Origin of the sequence: Vibrio sp. A1-1 (genome assembly GCF_021728175.1) — a bacterium.
Taxonomy (GTDB): domain Bacteria; phylum Pseudomonadota; class Gammaproteobacteria; order Enterobacterales; family Vibrionaceae; genus Vibrio; species Vibrio diabolicus.
In genome coordinates this window covers 131,698-156,106 of the sequence record NZ_JAKKCL010000002.1, presented here as the reverse complement: position 1 = coordinate 156,106, position 24,409 = coordinate 131,698, and the positions used below count along the sequence as shown (strand labels likewise).

Annotated in this window: 22 protein-coding genes; 11 read left to right on the top strand and 11 right to left on the bottom strand. The window is 45.1% G+C overall.

All coding sequences use genetic code 11. The features are described 5' to 3' along the window. Nucleotides 1-7: 7 nt before the first annotated feature. Complete coding sequence (locus L3V30_RS04755) at nt 8-1,222, bottom strand: putative manganese transporter (protein WP_237308454.1); 1,215 nt, start codon at nt 1,220-1,222, stop codon at nt 8-10. 186 nt (nt 1,223-1,408) lie between these two features. Between L3V30_RS04755 and L3V30_RS04750 the strand changes: the two genes are divergently transcribed. After that, a complete protein-coding gene (locus L3V30_RS04750) occupies nt 1,409-2,314 on the top strand; it encodes a manganese-dependent inorganic pyrophosphatase (protein WP_005393312.1) in 906 nt (301 codons plus the stop codon). Between the two features lie 68 nt (nt 2,315-2,382). Continuing rightward, on the top strand, nt 2,383-2,772 hold the full coding sequence (locus L3V30_RS04745; protein ID WP_012841946.1) for a DUF2750 domain-containing protein: 390 nt from the start codon (nt 2,383-2,385) through the stop codon (nt 2,770-2,772). Nucleotides 2,773-2,854: 82 nt separating this feature from the next. On the opposite strand, the gene L3V30_RS04740 is transcribed toward L3V30_RS04745, so the two are convergent. From L3V30_RS04740 to pspF, 6 genes are all read right to left on the bottom strand, one after another. Then, the gene (locus L3V30_RS04740; RefSeq protein WP_006742848.1) at nt 2,855-3,646 is read right to left on the bottom strand and encodes an ABC transporter ATP-binding protein; all 792 of its coding nucleotides are present in this window, start codon (nt 3,644-3,646) and stop codon (nt 2,855-2,857) included. After that, the gene (locus tag L3V30_RS04735) at nt 3,643-4,638 is read right to left on the bottom strand and encodes an oligopeptide/dipeptide ABC transporter ATP-binding protein (RefSeq protein ID WP_005378126.1); all 996 of its coding nucleotides are present in this window, start codon (nt 4,636-4,638) and stop codon (nt 3,643-3,645) included. The genes L3V30_RS04740 and L3V30_RS04735 overlap by 4 nt, the downstream gene beginning before the upstream one ends. Beyond that, nucleotides 4,638-5,525: an ABC transporter permease subunit gene (locus tag L3V30_RS04730; RefSeq protein ID WP_005378123.1), complete on the bottom strand. Its 888-nt coding sequence runs from the start codon at nt 5,523-5,525 to the stop codon at nt 4,638-4,640. Before L3V30_RS04730 ends, L3V30_RS04735 begins: the two co-directional genes overlap by 1 nt. Beyond that, nucleotides 5,512-6,474 (bottom strand): ABC transporter permease subunit, encoded by a 963-nt coding sequence (locus L3V30_RS04725; RefSeq protein ID WP_237308453.1) that lies wholly within the window; start codon nt 6,472-6,474, stop codon nt 5,512-5,514. The genes L3V30_RS04730 and L3V30_RS04725 overlap by 14 nt, the downstream gene beginning before the upstream one ends. Then, a complete protein-coding gene (gene sapA / locus L3V30_RS04720) occupies nt 6,474-8,093 on the bottom strand; it encodes an ABC transporter substrate-binding protein SapA (protein ID WP_005393298.1) in 1,620 nt (539 codons plus the stop codon). The genes L3V30_RS04725 and sapA overlap by 1 nt, the downstream gene beginning before the upstream one ends. A gap of 205 nt (nt 8,094-8,298) precedes the next feature. After that, nucleotides 8,299-9,309 carry a phage shock protein operon transcriptional activator gene (gene pspF / locus L3V30_RS04715; protein ID WP_046874789.1) on the bottom strand — a complete coding sequence of 337 codons (1,011 nt, stop codon included), beginning with the start codon at nt 9,307-9,309 and terminating at the stop codon, nt 8,299-8,301. Nucleotides 9,310-9,541: 232 nt separating this feature from the next. Between pspF and pspA the strand changes: the two genes are divergently transcribed. The 7 genes from pspA (at nt 9,542) to L3V30_RS04680 (ending at nt 16,881) form a co-directional block, all read left to right on the top strand. Further along, nucleotides 9,542-10,213 carry a phage shock protein PspA gene (pspA, locus tag L3V30_RS04710; protein ID WP_005393294.1) on the top strand — a complete coding sequence of 224 codons (672 nt, stop codon included), beginning with the start codon at nt 9,542-9,544 and terminating at the stop codon, nt 10,211-10,213. A gap of 14 nt (nt 10,214-10,227) precedes the next feature. Next, nucleotides 10,228-10,461 (top strand): envelope stress response membrane protein PspB, encoded by a 234-nt coding sequence (pspB, locus tag L3V30_RS04705; RefSeq protein WP_046874790.1) that lies wholly within the window; start codon nt 10,228-10,230, stop codon nt 10,459-10,461. Beyond that, nucleotides 10,454-10,843 carry an envelope stress response membrane protein PspC gene (gene pspC, locus L3V30_RS04700; protein WP_012841944.1) on the top strand — a complete coding sequence of 130 codons (390 nt, stop codon included), beginning with the start codon at nt 10,454-10,456 and terminating at the stop codon, nt 10,841-10,843. The genes pspB and pspC overlap by 8 nt, the downstream gene beginning before the upstream one ends. 161 nt (nt 10,844-11,004) lie before the next feature. Further along, nucleotides 11,005-12,036 carry an efflux RND transporter periplasmic adaptor subunit gene (locus L3V30_RS04695; RefSeq protein WP_237308452.1) on the top strand — a complete coding sequence of 344 codons (1,032 nt, stop codon included), beginning with the start codon at nt 11,005-11,007 and terminating at the stop codon, nt 12,034-12,036. 1 nt (nt 12,037) lies between these two features. Continuing rightward, entirely contained in the window at nt 12,038-13,135 is a 1,098-nt protein-coding gene (locus L3V30_RS04690) for an efflux RND transporter periplasmic adaptor subunit (RefSeq protein ID WP_237308451.1), read from the top strand. Then, a complete protein-coding gene (gene vmeI / locus L3V30_RS04685) occupies nt 13,132-16,242 on the top strand; it encodes an efflux RND transporter permease subunit VmeI (RefSeq protein WP_048626231.1) in 3,111 nt (1,036 codons plus the stop codon). The genes L3V30_RS04690 and vmeI overlap by 4 nt, the downstream gene beginning before the upstream one ends. 72 nt (nt 16,243-16,314) lie before the next feature. Beyond that, nucleotides 16,315-16,881 carry a DNA-3-methyladenine glycosylase I gene (locus tag L3V30_RS04680; RefSeq protein WP_237308449.1) on the top strand — a complete coding sequence of 189 codons (567 nt, stop codon included), beginning with the start codon at nt 16,315-16,317 and terminating at the stop codon, nt 16,879-16,881. Nucleotides 16,882-16,905: 24 nt separating this feature from the next. On the opposite strand, the gene L3V30_RS04675 is transcribed toward L3V30_RS04680, so the two are convergent. The 4 genes from L3V30_RS04675 to cls all read right to left on the bottom strand — a co-directional run bounded on the left by L3V30_RS04675 (nt 16,906) and on the right by cls (nt 21,833). Next, the gene (locus L3V30_RS04675; RefSeq protein WP_237308447.1) at nt 16,906-17,766 is read right to left on the bottom strand and encodes a lipase secretion chaperone; all 861 of its coding nucleotides are present in this window, start codon (nt 17,764-17,766) and stop codon (nt 16,906-16,908) included. A gap of 12 nt (nt 17,767-17,778) precedes the next feature. Next, nucleotides 17,779-18,684: a triacylglycerol lipase gene (locus L3V30_RS04670; RefSeq protein WP_017634669.1), complete on the bottom strand. Its 906-nt coding sequence runs from the start codon at nt 18,682-18,684 to the stop codon at nt 17,779-17,781. 245 nt (nt 18,685-18,929) lie between these two features. Beyond that, nucleotides 18,930-20,138, bottom strand: coding sequence for a cystathionine beta-lyase (locus L3V30_RS04665; RefSeq protein ID WP_085343097.1), 1,209 nt, complete (start codon nt 20,136-20,138; stop codon nt 18,930-18,932). A 240-nt stretch (nt 20,139-20,378) separates the two neighbouring features. Further along, nucleotides 20,379-21,833, bottom strand: coding sequence for a cardiolipin synthase (gene cls, locus L3V30_RS04660; protein WP_005393277.1), 1,455 nt, complete (start codon nt 21,831-21,833; stop codon nt 20,379-20,381). A gap of 430 nt (nt 21,834-22,263) precedes the next feature. On the opposite strand from cls, the gene L3V30_RS04655 reads away from it, so the two are divergent. Together L3V30_RS04655 and L3V30_RS04650 are read left to right on the top strand one after the other, a co-directional pair. Further along, nucleotides 22,264-23,634: a sodium-dependent transporter gene (locus L3V30_RS04655; RefSeq protein WP_237308573.1), complete on the top strand. Its 1,371-nt coding sequence runs from the start codon at nt 22,264-22,266 to the stop codon at nt 23,632-23,634. Nucleotides 23,635-23,715: 81 nt separating this feature from the next. Beyond that, entirely contained in the window at nt 23,716-24,408 is a 693-nt protein-coding gene (locus tag L3V30_RS04650) for a TIGR01621 family pseudouridine synthase (RefSeq protein WP_021449260.1), read from the top strand. The last annotated feature ends 1 nt before the right edge of the window (nt 24,409 follow it).

The following is a 24,409-nucleotide window of genomic DNA, read 5'->3' as shown; positions in this document are numbered from 1 at the left end:
CTGAGCGTTAGAACTCGAATAAAAAGTAATACCCGTATCCAACGATAAAAGCAGGAATGGATGAATAAATAGTCGCGACCAAAGCGGCTTTCGGTGCCATAGCAATGGCGGGGAATAGGGCGTCACCATCATTGGAAATCGCATTTGCCAGCTGCGCCGAAAGTGGGGCTGCACCAGAGATGTACAGGCTGGTGACTAAAATTTGCGGACCACAACCAGGTAGCATACCAATGGCTAAGCCAGCTAATGGCATCCATATCCCCCAATGAGAAAAGGTTTCTACGAGATTGATTCCAGAAAAATAGGTCGTCAGTTCAAACGCCAGAAACGCCACGATCACCCAAGCACTGACGAAATTCGTATCTTGGGCTGCTTTTTGAATCGGGTGTGAGTCCACAATTTTTTCATCTTCAGAGACCGTTGACTGATAATCGCCGAGCTCTTTTGTCATCGCCCACAACGACATTGTGATCACCGCGAAGATAGCGCCCAGCCATTCAATGGTATTAGCCTGCAAAGACAACAGCTGATTAATATCGATTTGGAAAGACATTAACACAGCAACGACGCTGGCAGGCACAATAAGCCATTTCCAAAACGCGCCTTGCAGATTGATTGCACGTTGTTCAAGTGGCGTGTGACGGTCTGTCTGGTGTTGGCAACAAGCATGTGTCTGAGGCGCTTCTTTTGGTTCTGGGCGGAGAAAGTTATCAGCATGAAAAGCATTAACGACCAACCCTGAAAGAGTACCCACGATAATGCCCAATCCAACCACGCCTAACCCAACACTAGGTTTGGCGGCGAGAAGCAAAAAGGCAGCGTCACCCATTGTTGAAGTAAGTACTGCGACAATCGCACCAAATCCTACTCGACCACTAATAAATTGCGTTGTCACAACAATAGCGCCACCACAGCCAGGCAAAGCACCCAATAAAGAAGCAAAGAAAACCTGATGATTACGCGAGCGATGGTATAGCTCAGTAATTCGATTGGTTTTCGACATAAAGTTTGAAAGATAATGATATATTGCCAAGGTGGCGGCAACATAGCATGACACCGCCCAGAATGAGTCGGATAGCGTCTGTACGGCAACGTCTCGTGTATTTTCATTGCCTAGCAAAATGAGCATGACGATAGGGATCAGCAATCGCTTATAAGCTAAACGAAACTGAGTAGGCTGAAACAACTGTTGTGCAGAGTGTAAAAATTGGGTCGCGTTCATCGTTTACTCAAATGCAAATAGGAATAATTATCATTATATGTAAATGAGATTTATTCGCAATAGCATTGTGAACTTTTCTTCGTGTCAAACTCTCTGAAATCAGGTAAAGTATCGGCCTTTGTGAGCAAACACGCCCTAATTAACTGTATTAGGCGGCGTATAAAATTGACTTGAATAGGAAGAAACATGATTCTAGTTGTAGGTCATAAGAACCCAGACAGTGACAGTATTTGTAGTGCACTCGTTGCAACTGAACTTCTAAAAGCGCGTGGCGTTGAAGCTATGCCAATTCGCCAAGGCGAAATCAACCGTGAAACTCAGCACATCCTAGAAGTTGCTGGCGCTGAAGTTCCTGAGCTTCGCACATCAGTTGCGGGTGAGACCGTTTGGCTAGTAGATTACTCAGATCTAGCACAAGCACCAGACGATATCGCAGAAGCTGAAATTGCGGGTATTGTTGACCACCACCGCCTAGGTGACGTGATGACAGTAAACCCAATGGAAGCATGGATCTGGCCTGTTGGTTGTACCAACACTGTTCTATTCAACATGTTCAAGATTGAAGGTCACGCGATTACTCCACAAATCGCTAAGCTAATGATGTCAGCAATTCTATCTGACACAGTAGGCTTCGCTTCTCCAACTTGTACACAAAAAGACAAAGATGCCGTTGCTGAGCTAGCGGTAATCGCAGACGTACAAGATGTTGACGCATTCACTAAAGATCTTCTAATTGCTAAGACAAACATCGAAGGTCTATCTGCTGCTGAGCTTGTTGAGAAAGACCTTAAAGGTTACCCATTCAACGGTCGTGACGTAGTAGTAGGTCAGGTTGAGCTTGCAACACTAGAGCAAGTTGACGGTATGATCGAAGCACTAGAAGCGGATCTAGAAGCGCGTTGCGAAAAAGACAACCTTGCATTTGCTGCTGTAATGCTAACAGACATCACGACTGCTCAAACTCGTCTTCTATACAAAGGTGAGTGGGCTGAGAAGCTTGTTAAGCACGAAAAAGACGGCATGCTAATGATGGAAAACACGCTAAGCCGTAAGAAGCAAGGTTGGCCTTGGCTTCAAACTGAGCTAGCTTAATTTTCTAGCATATACTTTAAATGCCCGCCTAGCTGCGGGCATTTTTCTATGGGAAATAGGAGACGAATATGTCTGAGCAACTGACCCAAGAGCAGATGGATACCATCAATCGTTACAACGAAGAGCAACGTTTAAAGTACTGCGTAAAAGAGATTGTGGCGAATCGTAAAGTTTGGATTCTGAAAGATGAACATGGCTGTGTCATGTTAAATACAGAAGATGATGATTGTGTACCAGTATGGCCAAACGAAGAGTTTGCTTTGCAATGGGCGAATGGTGATTGGGAGGATTGCGAACCAGAAGCGATCTCTCTAAACAAGTGGCACAGTCGTTGGACATCTGGTCTAGAAGATGACGAATTATCTGTTGTTGTATTCCCAAATCAAAATGAAGAAGGGGTGGTTTTGTTTCCTGATGAGTTTGATTTCGAACTGCGCAAACAAGCGAGCCGCCGCTAATTTTTCGATTCGTGTCCATTTAATAAAGAAGCCTGCTTTAACGCAGGCTTCTTTACATTTGCACGATGACATCTTTGATAGGCTATTTTGTTTGGTGGCTTGGCGCCTTATAGAAGTGGCTTTCGACTAGGCGTTGAGTGATCGGATGTTCTGGGCTAGTGAGTACCTGGTTAGTTTCGCCAAACTCGACCACTTCACCTTCATGCATCACCATCACTTTGTCAGTGATGTGCTTAACAATGCCAATGTGTTGAGATACATACACAAACGACAATCCCATCTCTTCTTGTAATTCGAGGAATAAGTTAATGATCTGTGAGCGCATTGCCATATCCAAACCGTTTAACGCCTCGTCAGCGACAATGATGGAAGGTTGAAGAATAAGCGCACGAGCTAAACACACACGCTGTTTTTGGCCTGCCGCTAACATTTGTGGGTAAAAATAGGCGTGTTCAGGCAACAATCCGACGCGGAGTAGGGTGTTCTTCACACGCTGCATGCGTGCATCTGGCGGCATGTTGGTGTTTCGCTTTAATGGACCTTCCAAAATACGGCCAATCTGGATACGCGGGTTGAGCGATGTGTTTGGATCTTGGAAAATCATGCGAATGAGCTTACAGCGTGTCGCGTAATCTTTGTGCTCCAACCGTTCGCCATTCACACGGATCTCTCCGGAGCTTGGCTCTACAACGCCTGCAAGCATACGGGCAAGAGTGGATTTTCCTGAACCGTTTTGGCCAATAAAACCGATAGTTTGCCCCGGCTCTAACGTAAAGCTCACCGGTTTGACAGCCTCATTAACCTGACGTTTGAATAGTCGGGAGCGCGTAACAAACTGCTTCGATAAATTATCGACTTCAAGTAACGCACTCATGACTTTTTCTCCGTGTTCAATGGAAAGTGGCAGTTAAATTTATGATTCTTAATTCGTCTGGTGTGTGGAATTTCAACACATTGTTTCTGCGCATACGGGCAACGTGGACCGAGTCGACAACCGATGGGCAGATGCTGCAATGGCGGAATCGATCCCGGTAGGGATTGGAGTTTTTGCTTGTGTGGTACCCAATCATTAAAGTCTGGCATCGCTTTCAGCAAGGCATCTGTATACGGGTGCTTGGGTGCCGCAATGATTTTACTGGTATCGGCAGACTCTACCGACTGACCACAATACATTACCGTAATGCGGCCCGCCCATTGTGTGATGGTCGCTAAGTCGTGACCGATAAGCAGAATGGTCGTGTTATTGAGCTGGTTCATACGGCTCAATAAACGCAATATTTGCGATTGGGTAATCGGGTCTAAGTCGTTGGTTGGTTCATCTGCGATCAGCAACTTTGGTTTGGTCGCTATCGCCATGGCAATCATGACTTTTTGACACTCACCATCGGTCAGTTCATAAGGATAGCTACCCATTAAACGCTTGTGATCTTTAATGCCTACTTTATGCAGAAGCGCGATGGCCTGTTTTTTACGCCATTTAAATCGCTCCCACCATTTCCCTTCAAACGCACGAGATGGAATGGACTCGATCAATTGACGTCCCACTTCTTCTGAAGGGTCAAGACAAGTTGAAGGCTCTTGGAAAATCATCGCAATATCACGAGCAATGACGCGCCGACGCTCTTTTGGCGTAAGCTGAAGCAAGTCAATATTGCCAAGGCGCATACGGTCCGCGGTAATGCGCCAGTTATCTTTACTTACCCCGACAATCGCTTTTGCAACTAAGCTTTTCCCTGAACCAGACTCACCTACAAGACCACGAATCTCACCTTCATTCAAAGTTAGGCTCATTCGGTCCACGGCTTTGACCAACCCTTGAGGGGTTTCAATCTCAATAGTCAAATGTCGAATATCTAACAACGGCATTATTCGATCCCCGCATTAAGCGCTTGACGTACACCTTCACCTACTAAGTTTAGGGTAATAACGGTAAACATGATGGTTAGGCCGGGTAGGGTTACGGTCCAAGGTGCAATATAAATCAACTCGACAGAGTCACCTAATATCGCTCCCCACTCAGTACTTGGTGCTTGTGCGCCTAAGCCAAGAAAGCCCAGCGCAGTAATATCTAAAATCGCAGCAGACAGCGCGAGCGTGATTTCAGCAGCAATAACCGTCAATATGTTGGGAAGAATTGAACTCCACAGTAAGTAGAAATCATTAGCGCCATCAAGGCGTGCCGCCATGATGTAGTCTTTTTCAACTTCGGTGTGGACTGCGATATAAACAGAACGAATAAAACGCGGAATCAATGCCAAGCAGATCGCGAGTAAAATGTTGAACCCACCAAAACCTAGAAATGCCACAAAAATGATTGCTAATAACAGCGACGGGATCGACATGACGGTATCGAGCAAGTGATTGAGGGTACTCGACAGTAAGCCTTTCGTCATACCTGCTAATACGCCAATCAAACAACCTACGACCGCGGCAATCGCAGTGATGGCAACGGCTGCACCGAATGTAAGTTGAGAGCCCATGATCAAGCGTGACAGAATGTCTCGGCCTAAGTCATCGGTTCCCAAAAAGTAATCAACCGTTCCAGCTGGGGCCCATGATGGCGGCACAAGCAATTCGCCTGACTGTGCTTGGGCATCAAACGGCGCAAGCAGTGGCGCAAAAATGGTAATTAGGACGATAAATACCAAGCACCATAGGCCAAACATGGCCAGCCCGTTGGCGCGGTAACTTCGCCAAAATCGCTCAAACTGAGTTGGAATGCGTTCTTCCTGATAAACGTTATTTGTTAGCATACCATTCCTTTCGAACTAGAGGGTTAATCATCGCGCCAATCAAATCAGAGAGAATATTAGCGGTGAGAACCAAAGTCGCGAGTACCATCACGCCAGCTTGGATTGATGCATAATCTTGGTTTGCCAATGCATCTAACAACCAACGACCAATACCTGGCCAGTTAAAAATAGATTCAGTGATGATAGCCAAGGTAATCATACTGGAAAGCTGAACACCGACTTTGGGGATGATAGGCGGTATCGCATTACGCAAGACATGTTGAGTTACGATCTCGCGGTTAGAGAGACCTTTGATTCTCGCTGCACGAATGTAGTTTTGGCTCATCACTTCCGCCACCGAAGAACGCATTAGTCCGACAACCTGCGTGGTTGGAGCCAAAGCGAGCACCAAACATGGCAGCACCATATGCTCAATGACGCTTTGCAGTGCGTGAGCGCGGTATTCACCTTTCGCCATGAAAGCGTCGATAATGGCAAATCCGGTTACATGATCAATTTCGTAAAGCAGGTCATACCGTCCTGCCACGGGAAAGAGTTGGTATTCCAATGAAAAAACCATGATAAGTAACAAAGCAACCCAAAAAATTGGAGCGGAATAACCAGACATCGACATGAATGAAATGCTGGTGTCGAGCCATTTACCTTGCTTCATCCCAGCCACGGTTCCAAGTGGAATGCCGATCAAAAGGGACACCAAAAAGGCAAAAAAGCATAGTTCCAAAGTGGCAGGGAATACAACGGCGAGTTCGTCATAAATCGCATTACCATTTTTACTTATGCCAAAATCAAGCTTAGAAAGGTTGATTAAGTAAGTTTGCCAACCAGACCAAAAATCAACGTTTGCCCAGTGCGAGAGAGGGTCAAGGCGCAGCAGAGAAAAGCCCACTAATGTGAGGATCATCAAAGTGATGAAAAATAGGTTAAAGCGTCGAACGGTATACCAAAACATCAGTGAATTCTCTCAACTCTATCAAACGGTTGGGCATTGAAAGGGCTTGATTTGAAGCCTGTCAGTGATTTGTCGTGAACACGGAATTGCACACCATGTGCCAGAGGAATTACCGGGAATTCTTGATTTAAAATGTTCTGCGCTTGGCGATATAGGTTCAGACGGTAACGCGGTTCTTGAGTTTCCAATGCCAAATCGAGTAAGAAATCGAAATCATCGTTACACCACATCGATACGTTGAGGCCAACGCGATCAGACTCACAAGATAATAACGGGCGGAAAAAGTTGTCAGGGTCCCCGGTATCACCAATCCAACCAGTTAAAAGTAAATCGATGTCGTTGATGTTCTCTAAATCCACACGTTCGAATCTATCATCGGTTAGCAACGTTAACTCAACCCCAATATCGGCAAAATTCGCTTGGATTAGCTCCGCGGTCTTGCGAGGACTTGGGTTAAAGGCGCGTGGTTCAAGTGGTACCCACATGGTCAGCTCTAGGCCGTCTTCGTAGCCTGCATCTCGAAGTAGTGCCAATGCATAATTCCGGTCATAACGAATTTTTACACTGTCTTTTTGATAAGCCCATGAATTAGGTGGTAGCAAGGTATAAGCTTGCGAGCCAGTTCCGTAGTAAACCGAATCTAAAATGTTCTGACGGTTAATCGCTAAGTTAAGTGCTTGGCGGACGCGAGCATCACTAAGTGCGGTCGTTTCAGTGTTGATCGCAATAAAGGATACGTTGTTGGCTGGCGTAGCAGTTAACTCAAGATTGTCATTTTCTTGAATAACGGGTATTTGGCTTGAAATAGGCGAAGAGAGCACATCACACTCGTTTCTTAAAAGTTTCGCCAAGGTACCAGTGCCTCGATGAGAGATATCGAACACCACTTGTTCCATTTTCGCGGGTGACTTCCAGTAGTTAGAGTGACGTTCCAAACGAATCAAGTCGTTCACTTGGTATTCTTTTAGCTGATATGGGCCGGTACCGATAGGAAGTTGGTCGATTTCTTCTTTATGATCTTTTGCTGCCAGTTGCTGTCCGTACTCTGCAGACAATATGACAGCATGGCTGGTGGCAATATTTGCCAAGAAGGAAAAATTTGGCTGAGATAAGGTAAACCTTACCGTATGCTCGTCAATCGCAGTCACGTCTTGCAACAGGTTTTGAAAATCTAACCCTGCAAACCATGGATAAAAACCACCACCAACTTGGTGAAAAGGATGGTCTACATCAATGATTCGCTTGAAGCTAAATACCACATCTTTGGCATTCAATGGTCGAGTGGGAGTGAACCAGGACGTAGTTTGGAATTGAACATTACGTTTAAGCTTAAACGTGTATTCCGTTCCTGACTCATTCACAGACCAACTCTCAGCGATATTTGCTACTGGCTGATGTGATTTAGGATCGAGCGTGAGCAGCGTATCGTACAACTGCGGGCTCAGTGCCTCTGCGGTAATACCGCTATCAATAAGCTGAGGGTTAAACGTGGTTGGCTTACCTTGTCCGCAAAACACAAAGCCAGCTTTGCGAATGTCATTGTGGTCAATTTCATCACCACAAGCGGTCAGTAGGCTAATCCCAATAAGGCTCAGCGATAATCTTATAAAAGCATTCATAATATGAAATGTTCATTGGATCTTGCTTGTTTCATTTGATCTTACTCTTTCAGAGCTAACAAGCGAAAATGATCTCGCTAATTTATCACCTTTGTGAACTCGCTCCAAACATAAAATCCATACACTGTAAGGTGTTATGCTTGAAAGACATACAAATTAGAGCGCTGTCTCTCGCTCGCTAACCGATCAAGCACCTTCGACTAAGCTAGCTTTGCCCGACTAAACCATATTTTCTAACCATCCCTCGTAATTGGTGGTAGCTCAAACCAAGTAACTCGGCTGCTTGTCGTTGATTAAACTTGGCCTCTTCTAATGCGCGATTGAGTAAGTGGATGTCTTGCTCTTCTTGCCACTGTTTATAGTCTAGAGGGAATTGAACTGCGCTGCTTGGTGCTTCCTCTTCTTGCTGCTGTTCGGCTTGCTCGGCATTATGACCAAGCGTGTTATTCCAAACTGTTTCAAAAGGATTGAAAATCAGTTCATCAATTGGATCGGCATTGAGACCATGTTGGTAAATAGCACGTTCAATCACGTTTTTTAGTTCACGGACATTACCTGGCCATTCATATTCAAGAAGCGAATGCTGTGCTTTTGAGGTAAAACCGACAAAATATTCGAGCTGAAGTTCACGGCACATCTTCATCGCATAGTGCTCTGCTAAAGACAGGATGTCTTCTTTTCGTTCACGAAGAGGAGGCAGCATGATGACATCAAACGCTAAACGATCGAGTAAGTCGGCACGGAAATCACCTTGCTCTGCCAACTTTGGTAGGTCGGCATTGGTTGCACAAACAAGTCGAACATCCGCATTGAGAGCGGTATGACCGCCAACTCGTTCATATTCACCATATTCGATGACACGCAACAGCTTTTCTTGAACTAAAAGTGGTGCGGTGGCCAATTCGTCAAGAAACAAAGTGCCGCCTTCGGCGCGTTCGAAACGCCCTTTATGCTTGCCCTTAGAACCTGTAAAAGAACCGGATTCATGACCAAATAGCTCTGAATCTATTAGTCCTTCGCTTAAGGTCGCACAGTTGAGTGATAGTAGTGGCTTATCCCAACGTCTTGATAAATAATGCAAACGCTGAGCGATGAGTTCTTTACCCGTTCCTCGTTCACCGATAATGAGGACTGGACGCTCAATAGGCGCAAGTTGTGATACTTTATCTAGTACGGCGAGAAAAGCAGGTGATTCACCAATCAGGTTTTGCTTCATAAAGTCCTTCTTATTTAACAGCCGAGCCATGATTTACATATGGAGTTGGTGAATTTCACCAACAGTTGGTGAAAAACATCATAGCATAATAGTGCATAACGACAACAAAATGCATAAATTGCTGATTTTAAATGTAATTTCAAGTTGGCATGCTACTTGTAATGTATTCAGGGAGACGCAAGGTCAATCACCACCTTGTCGAGTTTTAATAGGAAAAAAGAGGAGTTCCGTTATGGGTATTTTTTCTCGATTTGCAGATATCGTTAACTCAAACATCAGTGCATTACTGGACAAGGCGGAAGATCCTGAAAAAATGATCCGTCTTATCATTCAAGAAATGGAAGACACACTTGTTGAAGTGCGTACTAACTCGGCTAAAGCGATTGCAGACAAAAAAGAGTTGGCTCGTAAAGTTGAAACGTTAGAAGAGCAAATTGGCGAATGGAGCCAAAAAGCGAGCCTAGCGTTGGTAAAACAGCGTGAAGATTTGGCTCGTGCAGCGTTAATTGAAAAGCAAAAGCTTGAGCAAGTGATTAAAGGTCTTCACACTGAGCAGACGTTAGTAGAAGAAACGATCGACAAGCTTACAGGCGAGATCGGTAAGTTAGAAAGCAAAATTGCAGAAACGCGTGCAAAACAGCAAGCACTAGCAATTCGTAACCAAACCGCCTCTAACCGTCGTGATGTGCAAAAACACCTGCACACTAGCCGTACTAATGAAGCGATGGCGAAGTTTGAGCAGTACTCGCGTAAAGTGGATGAAATGGAAGCAGAAGCAGATTTGTACGCACAAACTGGTAATGCAAAATCGCTAGAGCAAGAGTTTGCAGAGCTTCAAGCTCAAGACGAAATCGAAAAAGAGTTGGCAAAACTGAAAGAACAGATGTCATCGAAAGATAAATAATAAAGGAGCCATTTATGTCGACATTTTTATTTGCAGGACCAGCAATTGTCTTTCTGATCTTTGTCGCTCCTCTATGGCTCTTCTTACACTATCGCAGTAAACGCAAAACGGATAGTGCACTGTCGAGCCAAGATTTAGAGCGCCTTCAGGTACTATCTGAAAAAGCGGAAGCGATGCAGTCCCGAGTTGATACATTGGAGCGCATCTTGGATGCTGAGTCACCAACATGGAGACGCAAGTATGACTAATCGAGAGCTGTATCGTGACCCAGTAAATGGCAAAATCTCCGGTGTTTGCGCCGGAATTGCCAACTACTTTGGTGCAGAGGTTTGGTTGATTCGTATTGTAGTGATTTCTGCAGCGCTGTTGGGCGGTACGTTTTTGGTGTTGTTAGCATACGTCGCGATGGCGTTTATGTTAGAAAAGCAACCAGTGACGTATTCTGAAAATATCCGAGCGCAACAAGAGCACACACTTAAAAGTAAGCCTTGGCAGAAAGGACAAAGTCCGGACCAATTGCTCAGTGTGTTGGAACGCGATTTTGACCGTCTTGATGGCAAAATCCGTAACATGGAAGCGTATGTTACGTCTGATACATATAGGGTGAATCGGGAGTTCAGTAAGCTCTAAACACTCCGCATCCAAAGAAGATTTAAACGAAGCAGGTGCAAAGCCTGCTTTTTTGTCACAAATTACTAATTTTAAAGCACTATTAATCTTTTCAACTCTGGAAGTTCGCCCAGAATTCATCTACTTTAAAAATAATCCCTTAATTTTTATGGATGAATGTAATGAGAAGATTGCTCATTCCTGTCGCCATCTCGGCTGTGTTGTCGGGGTGTGGTAAAGAACTTCCCCCTGTTCCAGAACCTGAATCCCGCCCCGCAAAGCTATTTACAGTATCTGTTGGCAATGCCCAATTTGAACGACACTTTCCTGCCACGACGGAAGCTGGTGATAAAGCGGTACTGACGTTTCGAGTTCCTGGACTTCTTCAAACGATTGAGGTGAATGAAGGTCAAGTCGTCAGCAAAGGCGATGTATTGGCTTCATTAAACCCTGATGAATATTCTCTGCTTGAACAGCAAGCTCGGGCAAATTTCGCGCTCGCAGACGTGCAGTACAAGCGATACCAAAAGTTACGTAAAGACCAAGTGGTGTCCGAACAAGATTTTGATGAGGCAAAAGCGAATCACAATTCAGCCAAAGCTCAGTGGAATCAAGCAAAGGCAAATTTAAGGTATACCAAACTTGTCGCGCCATATGATGGTACGATTTCGTATATTCCAGCAGAAAACCATGAGTATGTCGCCGCAAAAGAAGGCGTGATGAATATTCAATCCAACCAACTGCTTAAGGTGATATTCCAAGTCCCTGACTATCTGCTAAATCGTTACACTCAGGGTAGCGATGTCTCTGCCAGAATGGTCTTTGACGCTTTCCCCGAGCAGTCATTTGACTTGACCTTTCAAGAAATCGATACAGAAGCCGATCCTAAAACCGGTAGTTACAAAGTCACTATGGTGATGGAGCGACCAGCAGAAATAGGCCTTTTACCGGGCATGTCTGGTAATGCTTCCCTCCTATCTAAAAATGCTGGTGCAACAAAAATTCCTAATTCCGCGCTGCTAGAAGAGAACGGCAAAACATACGTTTGGCGTGTCGATGAGCAAGGTATTGTGTCCAAAGCCGCTATTGAAATGAATGACAAAAACCAAGTGTTAGCTGGGCTTAACGATGGCGATCAAATCATTATCTCTGGTGTTAGTGTAATTGAACCCGGAATTAAGGTAAGAGCCTGGATTAAGGAAAGAGGGTTGTAATATGAAAGGAATCATCTCTCTAGCGGCATTATTTTCAACGTTTCTTCTTGTTGGTTGTGGCGATAAGGCACCAGAAAAAGAGCTCGAAACGCCACGAGTTAGGGTTACGTCATTAGCGGGAAACAAGGTGGATGACAACTTGTACTTCCCAGCGGTTGCGAATGCAGCGGATCGCTCTCATTTGAGCTTCAGAGTGGCAGGAGAAGTCAGCCGCATCATGGTAAAAGAGGGCGATAAAGTCACGAAGGGTGATGTTATCGCAACGTTGGACCCTACGGACTATGAGTTAGATGTAGATAATGCGAGTGCGCGTTTTTCTGTTGTTGACAGTCAGTATCGCCGTTCACGTCCTTTGGTTGATAAAGGCCTATTAGCTAAGTCTCAGTTTGATGAAATTGCAGCACAACGACAAATCGCTCTGGCTGAGCTTAAGTTAGCGAAACTCCGTTTATCATTTACTGCCTTAAAGGCGCCTGTGGATGGGATCATTTCTCGAGTTAATATCGAGCAATTCGAAAATGTCCAAGTCGGACAGCATATCGTCAATATTCATAGTTTGGAGCGAGTTGAGGTGCTGATTCAACTTCCAGACCGGCTCTATGTTAACCAACCTCCAACGGAAGAAAGACTTACCGCGATAAAGGCATTGGTGCGCGTGCCTAGTGGTAACGAGTACAGCGCGACCGTGAAAGAATTTACGACTGAGCCAGACCCAACAACAGGCACGTTTACCGTCACATTATCGCTTCCTATGCCGGAAGAAGAATACATCCTAGATGGGATGGCAGTTGAAGTGACCTCCAAAGATAAGAATGTTGGCTTGGATCTCAATTTAGGAATTAATGTTCCTATTGAAGCCATTTTTAATGCGGACGGTGACGAGCTGGGGCGCGAAAACAAATTTGTTTGGGTACTGAATGATAACAATACGGTATCGCGCAAACAGGTTCGAGCAGGTAAAGCATCTAAAACGTCCATTCAAATCCTTGATGGTCTCATGCTCAAAGACAAAGTTGTGATTGCCGGTGTTTCTCGGTTAAGGGATGGCATGAAAGTGGAAGTGATACAGGAAATGGCTACGCAGGAGGCCGGTCTATGAGCGATCTTAATAAATCAGTGCCTCAAAGTGATGATGATGTGACCGGTATTGCTGCGTACTTCATCCGAAATCGTGTCATCAGTTGGATGGTCGCACTGATCTTTTTGATTGGTGGTATCGCTGCATTCTTTGGGTTAGGGCGTCTTGAAGACCCTGCTTTTACCATCAAAGATGCCATGGTGGTGACCTCTTATCCTGGTGCGACGCCGCAACAAGTCGAAGAAGAAGTGACTTATCCGATCGAAAAAGCGATTCAGCAGCTTACTTATGTTGATGAAGTGAATTCGATTTCTAGCCGAGGATTATCGCAAATCACAGTCACGATGAAGAACAATTATGGCCCTGATGATCTGCCACAAATCTGGGATGAGTTACGCCGTAAAGTGAATGACCTTAAAGGGACGTTGCCTCCGGGTGTGAATGAACCTCAAGTGATCGATGATTTTGGTGATGTTTACGGGATTTTGTTAGCGGTGACTGGCGACGGTTATAGCTACAAAGAGCTACTGGATTACGTTGATTACTTACGCCGAGAGCTCGAACTGGTTGATGGCGTGAGTAAAGTTTCGGTATCCGGGCAACAGCAAGAGCAAGTTTTCATCGAAGTATCGATGAAAAAGCTGAGCAGTATAGGACTTTCCCCCGATACGGTCTTTAATCTTCTCTCGACGCAAAACGTGGTTTCTGACGCAGGGGCGATCAGAATTGGTGACGAGTACATCAGAATTCAGCCGACTGGCGAGTTCCAGAGTGTGGATGAGCTAGGCGATTTATTGATTACTGAGTCGGGTGCTCAGGGGCTCATCTTCTTGAAAGATGTGGCGGAAATAAAACGTGGTTACGTAGAAGTCCCGAATAATATTATTAATTTTAACGGCAGCCTCGCACTAAACGTGGGTGTTTCTTTTGCTGAAGGCGTCAACGTCGTTGAAGTCGGAAAAGCGTTTGATCATCGCCTTGCAGAGCTAAAGTACCAACAACCTGTTGGTATCGAAATCTCGGAAATTTACAGTCAGCCTAAAGAGGTGGATAAATCGGTTAGCGGTTTTGTTGTCAGCTTGGCTCAAGCTGTCGGTATCGTCATTATCGTACTTCTGTTCTTTATGGGGCTACGTTCAGGTCTGCTTATCGGTTTAATTTTACTGCTGACGGTGTTGGGTACGTTCATTTTCATGAAGTATCTCGCGATAGATTTGCAGCGGATTTCATTAGGTGCCTTGGTTATCGCGTTAGGTATGTTGGTGGACAATGCAATCGTCGTGGTTGAAGGGATTTTGATTGGTACTCAAAAAGGACGAACTCGACTCCAAGCAGCGACTGACATTGTTACCCAAACCAAGTGGCCATTACTTGGGGCAACTGTGATCGCGGTAACTGCATTTGCGCCCATTGGACTGTCTGAAGACTCGACGGGTGAATACTGTGGCACTTTGTTTACGGTTCTGCTGATCTCATTGATGTTGAGTTGGTTTACCGCTATCTCGTTGACACCGTTCTTTGCTGACATCTTCTTTAAAGGCCAGAAGATTAAACAAGGTGAAGGGGAAGAAAATGATCCATATAACGGGGTTATTTTCGTTATTTATAAAAAGTTTCTCCAGTTCTGTATGCGCCGTGCTTGGTTTACCGTTGTGGTGCTGATTGCGGGATTAGCGGCAAGTGTTTATGGGTTCACCTTTGTGAAGCAAGCGTTTTTCCCATCGTCGACAACGCCTATTTTTCAGTTAGATGTATGGATGCCGGAAGGAACTGATATTCGCGCAACCAACACAACGCTTAAAGAGTTAGAAAGTTGGTTAGCTAAGCAAGAGCATGTTGACCATATCACGACGACCGCGGGTAAAGGCTTACAGCGCTTCATGTTAACGTACGCGCCAGAGAAAAGTTATGCGGCTTATGGTGAGATAACCACTCGTATGGAAAATTACGAAGCGTTAAAACCATTAATGGCGAAGTTTCGAGAGTATTTAAAAGCCAACTACCCAGAAATCAATTACAAGCTCAAACAGATTGAATTAGGCCCTGGTGGTGGTGCAAAAATTGAAGCGCGCATTATTGGCTCAGATCCAACCGTCCTTCGTACGATAGCCGCTCAGGTCAAGGACATCATGTACGCCGATCCTCAGGCAACAAATATCAGGCATGATTGGCGTGAACGAACCCAAGTTCTTGAACCTCAGTTTAACGAGAGTCAGGCACGTCGCTATGGCATTACCAAATCGGACGTCGATGACTTCTTGTCCATGTCATTCTCTGGAATGACGATAGGTTTATACCGAGACGGCACGACGCTCATGCCTATCGTGGCTCGCTTACCTGAAGATGAACGCATTGATATTCGTAACATCGAAGGCATGAAAATATGGAGTCCAGCACAGAGTGAGTTTATCCCACTTCAACAAGTTACAATGGGTTACGACATGCGCTGGGAGGATCCTATCATCGTGCGTAAGAACCGTAAGCGCATGCTCACTGTGATGGCAGACCCTGATATTCTAGGTGAAGAAACCGCATCGACGTTGCAAAAACGTTTACAGCCCCAAATCGAAGCGATTCAAATGCCTCCTGGCTATTCACTAGAATGGGGTGGTGAGTACGAATCTTCAGGTGATGCTCAAGAGTCGCTGTTTACTACCATGCCAATGGGGTACTTGTTCATGTTCTTGATCACCGTATTCCTATTTAACTCTATCAAAGAGCCACTCATTGTTTGGCTTACCGTGCCGCTGGCGTTAATTGGTGTCACCACCGGTTTGTTGGCACTCAACACGCCGTTCGGTTTTATGGCATTGCTCGGCTTCTTAAGCTTATCGGGAATGGTGCTCAAAAATGGCATCGTATTACTGGACCAAATTGAAATAGAAATGAAATCGGGTAAAGAGGCTTATGATGCGGTCGTTGATGCTGCGGTAAGCCGTGTTCGTCCTGTGTGTATGGCTGCAATCACGACGATCCTTGGTATGATCCCACTATTACCAGATATTTTCTTCAAACCAATGGCGGTTACGATTATGTTTGGTTTGGGCTTTGCGACAGTCCTGACACTGATTGTCGTGCCAGTGTTGTATCGTTTATTCCATAAAGTGGCAGTACCGAAACAGGCTTAGTGCTACTGATATAACGATGAAAAGTATAGCGCCTCTAGCTCATCAGTTAGAGGCGCTTTTTAAGGAAGAATAATGACAGAACAAAAAACGTGTGCGTGGGCGATGAATCACCCATTAGAGCGCGAATATCATGATTCCGAATGGGGCGTGCCAGTATATGACGACCAAGTCCTGTTTGAATTTATTACGTTGGAAGGTGCACAAGCTGGGCTTAGTTGGATCACCATTCTTAAAAAGCGCGAAGGATATAGAGAAGCGTTCGAGAACTACGACCTAGATGCGTTGGAACAAAGAAATGAAGAACGCGCTGAATACATCGTGGAAAACTTCGATGTTGTAAGGCATCGCGGAAAGATTAACTCGGTTTTCAGTAATGCCAAAGCGGCCAAAGCGTTAATTGCTGAATACGGGAGTTTATCAGACGCGTTGTGGCAGTTCGTGGACGGCGAACCAATCGTCAATCAATGGCAACATATGAGTGACGTACCAGGTTCGACAGAGCAATCCAAAGCCATGAGTAAATTCCTAAAAAAGAAAGGCTTCAAGTTTGTCGGTGAAACCATCTGTTATGCTTTCATGCAAGCCGTCGGCATGGTGGATGACCATATCGTTGGATGTCCTAAAAAGCAGAATAAGTAACGTTTGGCTATTAAGCTAATGTTGTTAGTTCTGGCTATCATGAATACGTTCCAAAGCTTCGATTCGACGCCATTGAGTAGCATCGAAGCTTTGTTTTCTTAAAGCAATGATTTCTGCCTGTTTTTCATCTTGCCCTAGAAAATCCCTATTCAGAATATCTTGACGCTGTTTTAAGTAAGTGGCGAGTTGAGTCTCAAATGATGCTCTTTGCTCATCAAGCTTTTGCAGCCTTTGCGCTCCAGCGTCTCCTACCAGAGCAACACGGGCGATGTACTTGTCTTGTGAATCAAGCTGAGAAGCTTGCTCGAGCTGCTCTGCCAATGCGTTATTGCGTTCACTTTCTCGTATGTAATCCGGTTGTTCTGATAACGCTTGATTGAGAAGGTGTGTCTGACTCTCGATATCCGATGCCTGTTTTTTAATCGTCAGCTTTTCTAATGCAAGTTGGCGAAGTCGGTTTTCTTCGTCAAACAATTGGGTTATCTGCACCTCGCTAAAGTATTGAAGCTGCAAGTTCAGTATTGCTTCATTCAGCATGGTTAACTGTTCAAGCGTTAGTTGGTTGTGGTCAAAAGGCTCTAATGCAGAGAGCGCTTGCTTGTAGGAAAGGTAGGTCTGGAAGAGTTTGGCATCAATATTCAGTGTTTGTTTTGCTAAAGTGTCTTCATTGACTTCCGCTTTGATCGTATCGAGATCTTCTTCGCCCAGCCGGCTAAGAGAATATTCGAAGAAGTCTTTTGGGGAAGAGACATCGGCGGCTATATCTTGCTGAGATTGCGAATGGTTAGGGGTTATCTCTTGTTGTTTGTCGCTTTGCAACAGAGAAAGCGCTCCCACGCCAAACATCGAGAGCAGGATAAAAGTGGTGAGAGCGACTTTCTTCATTGTCATGACCTCTTATAAACCTTGAAGTTTGAGACGATTTGCATGTTGGCGATAAAGCGTGACTGGATCGGTTTCAAAAAGATGATGAATACCGAGTAGGCCGTTAATTTCATCCAAATGGTTCATTTGATAATCATCACGTATGACTTTGCCCAAATGTGTGCTGCACGCACCAACTAAGCCATCATTCGGCCCATCAAAGGCTAAGCCAAGTACCATCATGGCAGCGTCAGTCGGATCGAAAACGTTTGTAAAAGTGGATGATCCGGTCCATGAGTAGTAATAAACGCCATTTGAAGCTAGCAAGTCGCCATTACCACATTCGCTAGTAGGCACTCCCTCTGGGTAGTGCTGGTTAAACGCCAATGAGCCTTCCGTGGTCAAGGCTGCTAATGAGGCTAAAGGGTCTTGGTCGAGATCAGAACCGCCTGATAGAAGATTAATAAGAGTGGTTAAGCCTTGCGCCAGTTTTACCGCGAGCTGCTCACTACCAGAACCCTCAGATACGGTGCCACGAACTAAATCTGCCACTTTAGACCCTTTATTAACGCCGCCGATACTCGTAACTGATGCAACTAGGTCTGGACGGACAGAGGCAACATAGCGCGTTGTGGGACCACCATGACTGTGACCGATGAGATTGACTTTCTCTGCGCCTGTTGCAGCAAGTAAGGTTTCTACTTGAGCAAGCAGTTGTTCCCCTCTAACTTCGCTGCTGTTGGTCGCGGATACCTGCGCTACATAAACTTTAGCGCCGTCTTTCGTTAAGGAATGTGGTATTCCGAAAAAGTAATCTACGCCTGCGAGGGTATCAAAACCAAATAATCCATGAACCAGAACAATCGGATACTTGGTTTGGGTATAACCCGTTGCGGCGTGTACGGAGGTTATTGGGACGGTAATTAAGGTAAAAAGCATTAGCGCTATGAATTTGAGTTTCAAAACTATCTCCTTGTGGTATGACCTCTTATGAATGATAAAAAGTAGGAGAGAAACTCTAAATTTGGAAAGCCTATTTGTGGCACATTATTTCATTCTGTGACTGCTCAATTGAAAAACAACACAAATGATTAACATTAACGAATAGGTGGTGGGAATGTTAGGTAATTCTAATTAAGTCAGCGAGTTATAAAAACGCCCCGCGAAGCAGGGCGATTCAATTACTATTTTAGAGAGACTTCTTTTTCTAAAATTAACGCGTTATAGCGTGCAAAACCAGCCTCTAGATCGGCGATCAAGTCATCCACGTCTTCTAAGCCAATATGAATTCGAACTAAAGTGCCCTCAAAGTGTGGGTGCGCTACGGTTCTTAAGCTGTTAAAGCTCTTTGGTTCGTTAGCTAGAATAAGGCTTTCATACCCGCCCCAAGAATAACCCATACTGAAGTGTTTCATACCGTCAAGCAGAGCCGTCGTCGCTTTTGGATAAGACGTTTTGAGGACAAACGAAAATAAGCCGTTTCCGCCAGTGAAATCGCGTTTGAAAAACTCATGCCCAGGGCATGATTCCAAAGCTGGATGGCGGACATGATCAACTTCCGGACGAGAAGCTAGCCACTTGGCGACTTTCAAGCTACTTTCTGCGTGTTGTCTTAGGCGAACATCCAGCGTGCGAATGCCACGAAGGCCTAGGTATGCGTCGTCAGGAGAAACGCACTGACCCATCAAGTAGCTTTGTTCACGCAGTTGGGGCCAGTATTTTTCGGAAGCTACGGCTGTACCTAACATTACATCAGAGTGACCAACTATGTATTTGGTGGCGGCTTGAATAGAAATATCGACACCATGTTCAAATGGTGAGAAGTTCACGCCAGCTCCCCATGTGTTATCAAGCATTACAATAATATCGTGCTCGTGAGCGATGCGCGCCAATGTTGGTACGTCCTGCACCTCCATTGTGACTGACCCCGGAGATTCTAGGAAAAGGACTTTGGTATTTGGTTGAATCAAATCACGAATACCTTCTCCAATCATCGGATCATAATAGGTAGTTTCGATGCCCATTTTCTTCATGATGGTATTACAAAAATCACGAGTTGGTTCGTAACAAGTGTCCACCATCAGAATGTGATCGCCAGTTTCGACGAAAGAAAGAATCGCATTTGAAATTGCTGCCGTGCCACAAGGGTAGAGAGCACAACCTGAGCCACCTTCAATCTCAACCATTGCATCTTGAAAAGCGAAGTGCGTGTTGGTGCCACGGCGACCATAAAATAATGTTTTATTGGTGCGGTTCATGGTGGCTTGGTTCTTCTCTGCAACCGTGTTGAATACCACGGTTGAAGCGCGTTGAACGGGTGGGTTTACAACACCGTTTGTCCACTTTTTATCGCGGCCAGCGGTAATGAGCTTGGTTTTTTTGCCCTCTGACATAAAAGTTCCCTGTCTTAAATATTACGATTTTGATTATTTAAAACATGGACGACATAACGTTTGCAAGGGAAAAGTCAACTATCACCCAATAATAGCCGAGATTATCGAGTGAAGGCGTCAAAGCTGAAAGGTTGAGTTGTAGTCTTAGAGTGTATCGCTAAGGTGGAAAACGTAAGTAGAACAAACCTCCAGCAAGATGTTTGAAGCGCTGGAGGTTTTTTAGTCGGTGTATTTGAGGTATTAGAGGAGTGGATTGAAGAGATAGAACACTCGCTCTAAGAATCGAGAAAATAGGCTTCTTTTCTCCCATTCTTCCAATACAACAGTGTGAGATTGCTTAATATAGCTATCTTGTAACCAAGACATTTGCTTCGTGAACTCTTCGTCGTCAACGGCGAGGGTAACTTCGAAGTTTAGCCACAAGCTGCGCATATCCATGTTTACGGTGCCAACTAAACAGAATTGGTCGTCAATTACGACGGATTTCGTATGCAGCAAACCACCATAAAACTCATAGATTTTGACTCCTGCACACAAAAGCTCACTATAAAACGCGCGTGATGCCCATTGCACCATCATCGAGTCATTTTTATGTGGAATAATGAGTTCAACATCAATGCCTCGTTGTGCTGTCATCTTTAACGTTTCAAGTAAGTCTGCATTGGGCACGAAATATGGTGTTGTAATTCGTACCGAGCGATTGGCTTGGTTGATTGCCAATGTTAATACTTGATAGATCAGATATTCCGGCATACCAGGGCCAGAAGGCACAACCTGAATAGGGTGTTGGAATTCACTCTCATCGATCTTGCATTCAGGTAGTCTCGGTAAATGACGTTCGCCAGTTTCGACTTCCCAATCCCAACAGTGGATAGCACTCAATACGTTTACCGTTGGTCCCGTAATGCGAACCATGATGTCCACCCAATGCCCGACGCCACTGTTTTGTTTGAAGTAAGCCGGGTCAACCAAGTTCATTGAACCTGTATAAGCAATTTCATCATCAATTACGATGATCTTGCGATGTTGGCGAAGATCAAGACGACGTAAGAAAATACGCCACATCTTCACTTCTAGCGCTTGAATAACTTCAATTCCAGCATCCTGCATCATTCGATACCAAGGACTTCTGAAAAAACGTGGACTACCTGCTGAATCGAGCAATAGTTTGACATCTACGCCGCGTTTAGCCGCTTGGATAAGTGCAGAAGCGACAGAGTCAGCCAAACCACCTGGATGCCAAATGTAGAATACCATTCGAATACTGCTCTGCGCGTTTTCGATGTCTTCAATAATGGAATGTAAAATCTCATTAGGTGACTGTTGCAGCGACAATGTATTACCGCTCAATGCGGGAAGACCAAGGCGGTTGTTACAAAGTTCATCAATTCGGTAGATGTGCCTTCCCATCGTTTCTGGGTTGTGCGCGTTACAGTCGTTCAACTGACTGAACCACTTCTCGAATGGTGTAAACATCTCTTTTGCGCGTTCGGCCCGTTTTCTGCCTAAGTTCAGTTCACCGAAGAGGAAATAACACGCGACACCCAGAACGGGAAGGATATAAATGATCATTAGCCAAGCTAAAGACACGCTCACTGCACGGCGCTTTAAAACGACACGAATGGTCACACCTGCGACCAGTAACCAATATAGCCCGATGCCAGCTAAAGTAAGAAAGTGATAAAACTTGTCCATATACGCTCAGAGTAATATGCCCTTCTAGGATATTAAGCATAAAAGTGGGTTGGGGGAATAGATTTCCCATTTAGACGTGGGATTGACCTTATATGAGGAACGAATGTCATAACAGCTGATTCTGTTATTTTAATGTGAAAAATAAGGCCATTCTTTAACTTTTGAACAAAAAAGCAGCATTTAACCTGCGTAACTCGACACTTGTGCGATAAATGTACTTTTTTGGGGTTCCAATTTTAAAGGGGAGCTGCTTTACTTTCTAGACATAGTGCGTCGAACGCTTATTTTATAAGTGTACAATAATTTTTACATAAACTTTTTAGGCGCCTATCTCTATGCATACACAACAAACTAATTTTGGAGAAAAAGCGTGGCTACAACTAATACAGCAGCACCACGTGATACGTGGGGGTCTAAACTAGGCTTCGTAATGGCAGCAGCGGGTTCCGCTGTCGGTTTAGGCAATATATGGAAATTCCCTTACACAGCGGGTGAGAGTGGCGGCGGTGCATTCGTTGCTATCTACCTTATCTTTGTTATTTTTATCGGCTTTAGCGTGATGCTGACAGAGTTCGCTATTGGTCGTAAGACAGGTCTTTCTGCCGTAGGTGCATTCAAAACAACTGACCGACGCTGGACGTTCACTGGCGTTATGGGAGTCTTCAGTGGTCTTTTGATCATGGGCTTCTACCCAGTGGTTGGTGGTTGGGCATTGGCCTACATCTTTAAAGTGGGCGGTGGTCTACTCAGCGCGCCAGAAGCAATTGGTGACAGCTTTGGCGGTTTCATCTCAGATCCGATTCAACCTTTAATGTGGATGGGTGTTTACCTGTTCCTTAACGTCATGATTGTGATGAAAGGGATTTCGGGTGGTATTGAGAAAGCCGGTAAGGTTCTGATGCCGCTTCTGTTCTTAATCCTAATCGTTGTTTCTGTTAAAGGCTTGATGCTGCCAGGTGCAATGGCTGGCCTTGAGTTCTTATTCATGCCGGACTTTTCTAAAGTCGACAGCAACGTGGTTCTTGCTGCACTAGGGCAGGCGTTCTTCTCACTTAGCTTAGGTATGGGTTGTATGATGACGTACGGTTCTTACCTGAAGAAGAAAGAGAACCTAGTTCAAACAACCGGTATGGTTACTGCGATGGATACAGGTGTCGCGATTCTTGCTGGTGTTGCTATGTTCCCAGCAATGTTTGCCTTTGGCATGGAGCCTGCAGCAGGCCCTGGTCTTGTATTCGTTGTCGTTCCTCAGCTATTTGCTGAAATGGGCGGTGTGATTGGGTTGCTATTCGCGTTGCTATTTTTCATCGGCTTGACGGTGGCGGCATTAACTTCTTCAGTATCACTATTGGAAGTTGTCGTGTCTTACCTAATCGATGAGAAAGGCATGAAGCGCTCTAACGCTGTTCTGTCTGCAAGTGCAGTTATGGCGGCATTATGTATTTTTGCGTCACTATCGTTAGGTGGAATGGGACCAACGCTGTTTGGTACCGGTGCCTTTGATATCTTCGACTTGCTAACGGACAAAATCTTCTTAGCGGTTGGTGGTATGTTGGTTTGTATCTTTGCTGGATGGCGCCTAAGCCGTGCTGAGCTAGAAAAAGAGATCACTAATGACGGCGAAGTATCTTTCCAGCTATTTGGATTGTGGTACAACTTAGTTAAATACCTGATTCCTGTTGCGATTGCTATTGTTGCCTTCATGGGGATTAAGTCTGGCTTTGACAGTGGCAAAGGTGAAATCATGCTGCTGGGTATCGCAATCATTGGTCTTGCTGGTATTTTCTCTAGAAAGCTCTAGCTCAGGCCTTGGGGCAAGCCTCGATAGCTTTGTCCGATAACTTATGTATACTGCTGGCTCCAAACGTGGAGCCAGTTTTTTATGTTCGATATTCTACATACCCATCCCGATTTTCTGATCATCAATAAGCATCCCAACGTCTCTGTTCATAAAGACGATGGCGACACAATGCTGCTGCAAGAAGTGGCTAAGCAGAGTGGTGATGAGCAGCTCTATCTTATCCATCGCTTGGATAAAATGACATCGGGTATTCTGCTCCTCGGACGCAACGCCAAAGCGGCCAGTGCGTTATCGCAAGCCTTCGCTGACCGCCAAGTGGAAAAGTTCTATCTGGCGATTGGCTCTAAAAAGCCGAAAAAGAAACAAGGTTTGGTCGTTGGTGATATGGAGCGTTCGCGCCGTTCATCATGGAAGCTGGTCAACAGCAAAAACAACCCAGCCGTCACCCAGTTTTTCTCTCTTGCGGCAGAGCCCGGAGAGCGCCTATTTTTATGTAAGCCACACACTGGTAAAACGCATCAAATCCGCGTGGCATTAAAATCGGTTGGCTCAGGTATTGTTGGCGACCCGATTTACAATGCAGGCAATGAGGCTGATCGCGGTTATCTGCATGCATTTTCACTTTGCTTCCAATACCGAGATGAGCAATATCGCTTTGTTTGCGATCCACGAGAATACCAAGTGCTGGGTAGCAAATGGCACAGTGAAATAGTCTCTCAGGGCTTGGATACTTGGCTTTCCCCTTGGGAGCTGAACTGGCCTACGATCAAATAAC

Excerpts from the sequence above, each read along its gene's own strand:
- L3V30_RS04755 (WP_237308454.1), bottom strand. The coding sequence starts at position 1,222 with ATGAACGCGACCCAATTTTTACACTCTGCACAACAGTTGTTTCAGCCT.
- L3V30_RS04750 (WP_005393312.1), top strand. The coding sequence starts at position 1,409 with ATGATTCTAGTTGTAGGTCATAAGAACCCAGACAGTGACAGTATTTGT.
- L3V30_RS04745 (WP_012841946.1), top strand. The coding sequence starts at position 2,383 with ATGTCTGAGCAACTGACCCAAGAGCAGATGGATACCATCAATCGTTAC.
- L3V30_RS04740 (WP_006742848.1), bottom strand. The coding sequence starts at position 3,646 with ATGAGTGCGTTACTTGAAGTCGATAATTTATCGAAGCAGTTTGTTACG.
- L3V30_RS04735 (WP_005378126.1), bottom strand. The coding sequence starts at position 4,638 with ATGCCGTTGTTAGATATTCGACATTTGACTATTGAGATTGAAACCCCT.
- L3V30_RS04730 (WP_005378123.1), bottom strand. The coding sequence starts at position 5,525 with ATGCTAACAAATAACGTTTATCAGGAAGAACGCATTCCAACTCAGTTT.
- L3V30_RS04725 (WP_237308453.1), bottom strand. The coding sequence starts at position 6,474 with ATGTTTTGGTATACCGTTCGACGCTTTAACCTATTTTTCATCACTTTG.
- sapA (WP_005393298.1), bottom strand. The coding sequence starts at position 8,093 with ATGAATGCTTTTATAAGATTATCGCTGAGCCTTATTGGGATTAGCCTA.
- pspF (WP_046874789.1), bottom strand. The coding sequence starts at position 9,309 with ATGAAGCAAAACCTGATTGGTGAATCACCTGCTTTTCTCGCCGTACTA.
- pspA (WP_005393294.1), top strand. The coding sequence starts at position 9,542 with ATGGGTATTTTTTCTCGATTTGCAGATATCGTTAACTCAAACATCAGT.
- pspB (WP_046874790.1), top strand. The coding sequence starts at position 10,228 with ATGTCGACATTTTTATTTGCAGGACCAGCAATTGTCTTTCTGATCTTT.
- pspC (WP_012841944.1), top strand. The coding sequence starts at position 10,454 with ATGACTAATCGAGAGCTGTATCGTGACCCAGTAAATGGCAAAATCTCC.
- L3V30_RS04695 (WP_237308452.1), top strand. The coding sequence starts at position 11,005 with ATGAGAAGATTGCTCATTCCTGTCGCCATCTCGGCTGTGTTGTCGGGG.
- L3V30_RS04690 (WP_237308451.1), top strand. The coding sequence starts at position 12,038 with ATGAAAGGAATCATCTCTCTAGCGGCATTATTTTCAACGTTTCTTCTT.
- vmeI (WP_048626231.1), top strand. The coding sequence starts at position 13,132 with ATGAGCGATCTTAATAAATCAGTGCCTCAAAGTGATGATGATGTGACC.
- L3V30_RS04680 (WP_237308449.1), top strand. The coding sequence starts at position 16,315 with ATGACAGAACAAAAAACGTGTGCGTGGGCGATGAATCACCCATTAGAG.
- L3V30_RS04675 (WP_237308447.1), bottom strand. The coding sequence starts at position 17,766 with ATGAAGAAAGTCGCTCTCACCACTTTTATCCTGCTCTCGATGTTTGGC.
- L3V30_RS04670 (WP_017634669.1), bottom strand. The coding sequence starts at position 18,684 with ATGCTTTTTACCTTAATTACCGTCCCAATAACCTCCGTACACGCCGCA.
- L3V30_RS04665 (WP_085343097.1), bottom strand. The coding sequence starts at position 20,138 with ATGTCAGAGGGCAAAAAAACCAAGCTCATTACCGCTGGCCGCGATAAA.
- cls (WP_005393277.1), bottom strand. The coding sequence starts at position 21,833 with ATGGACAAGTTTTATCACTTTCTTACTTTAGCTGGCATCGGGCTATAT.
- L3V30_RS04655 (WP_237308573.1), top strand. The coding sequence starts at position 22,264 with ATGGCAGCAGCGGGTTCCGCTGTCGGTTTAGGCAATATATGGAAATTC.
- L3V30_RS04650 (WP_021449260.1), top strand. The coding sequence starts at position 23,716 with ATGTTCGATATTCTACATACCCATCCCGATTTTCTGATCATCAATAAG.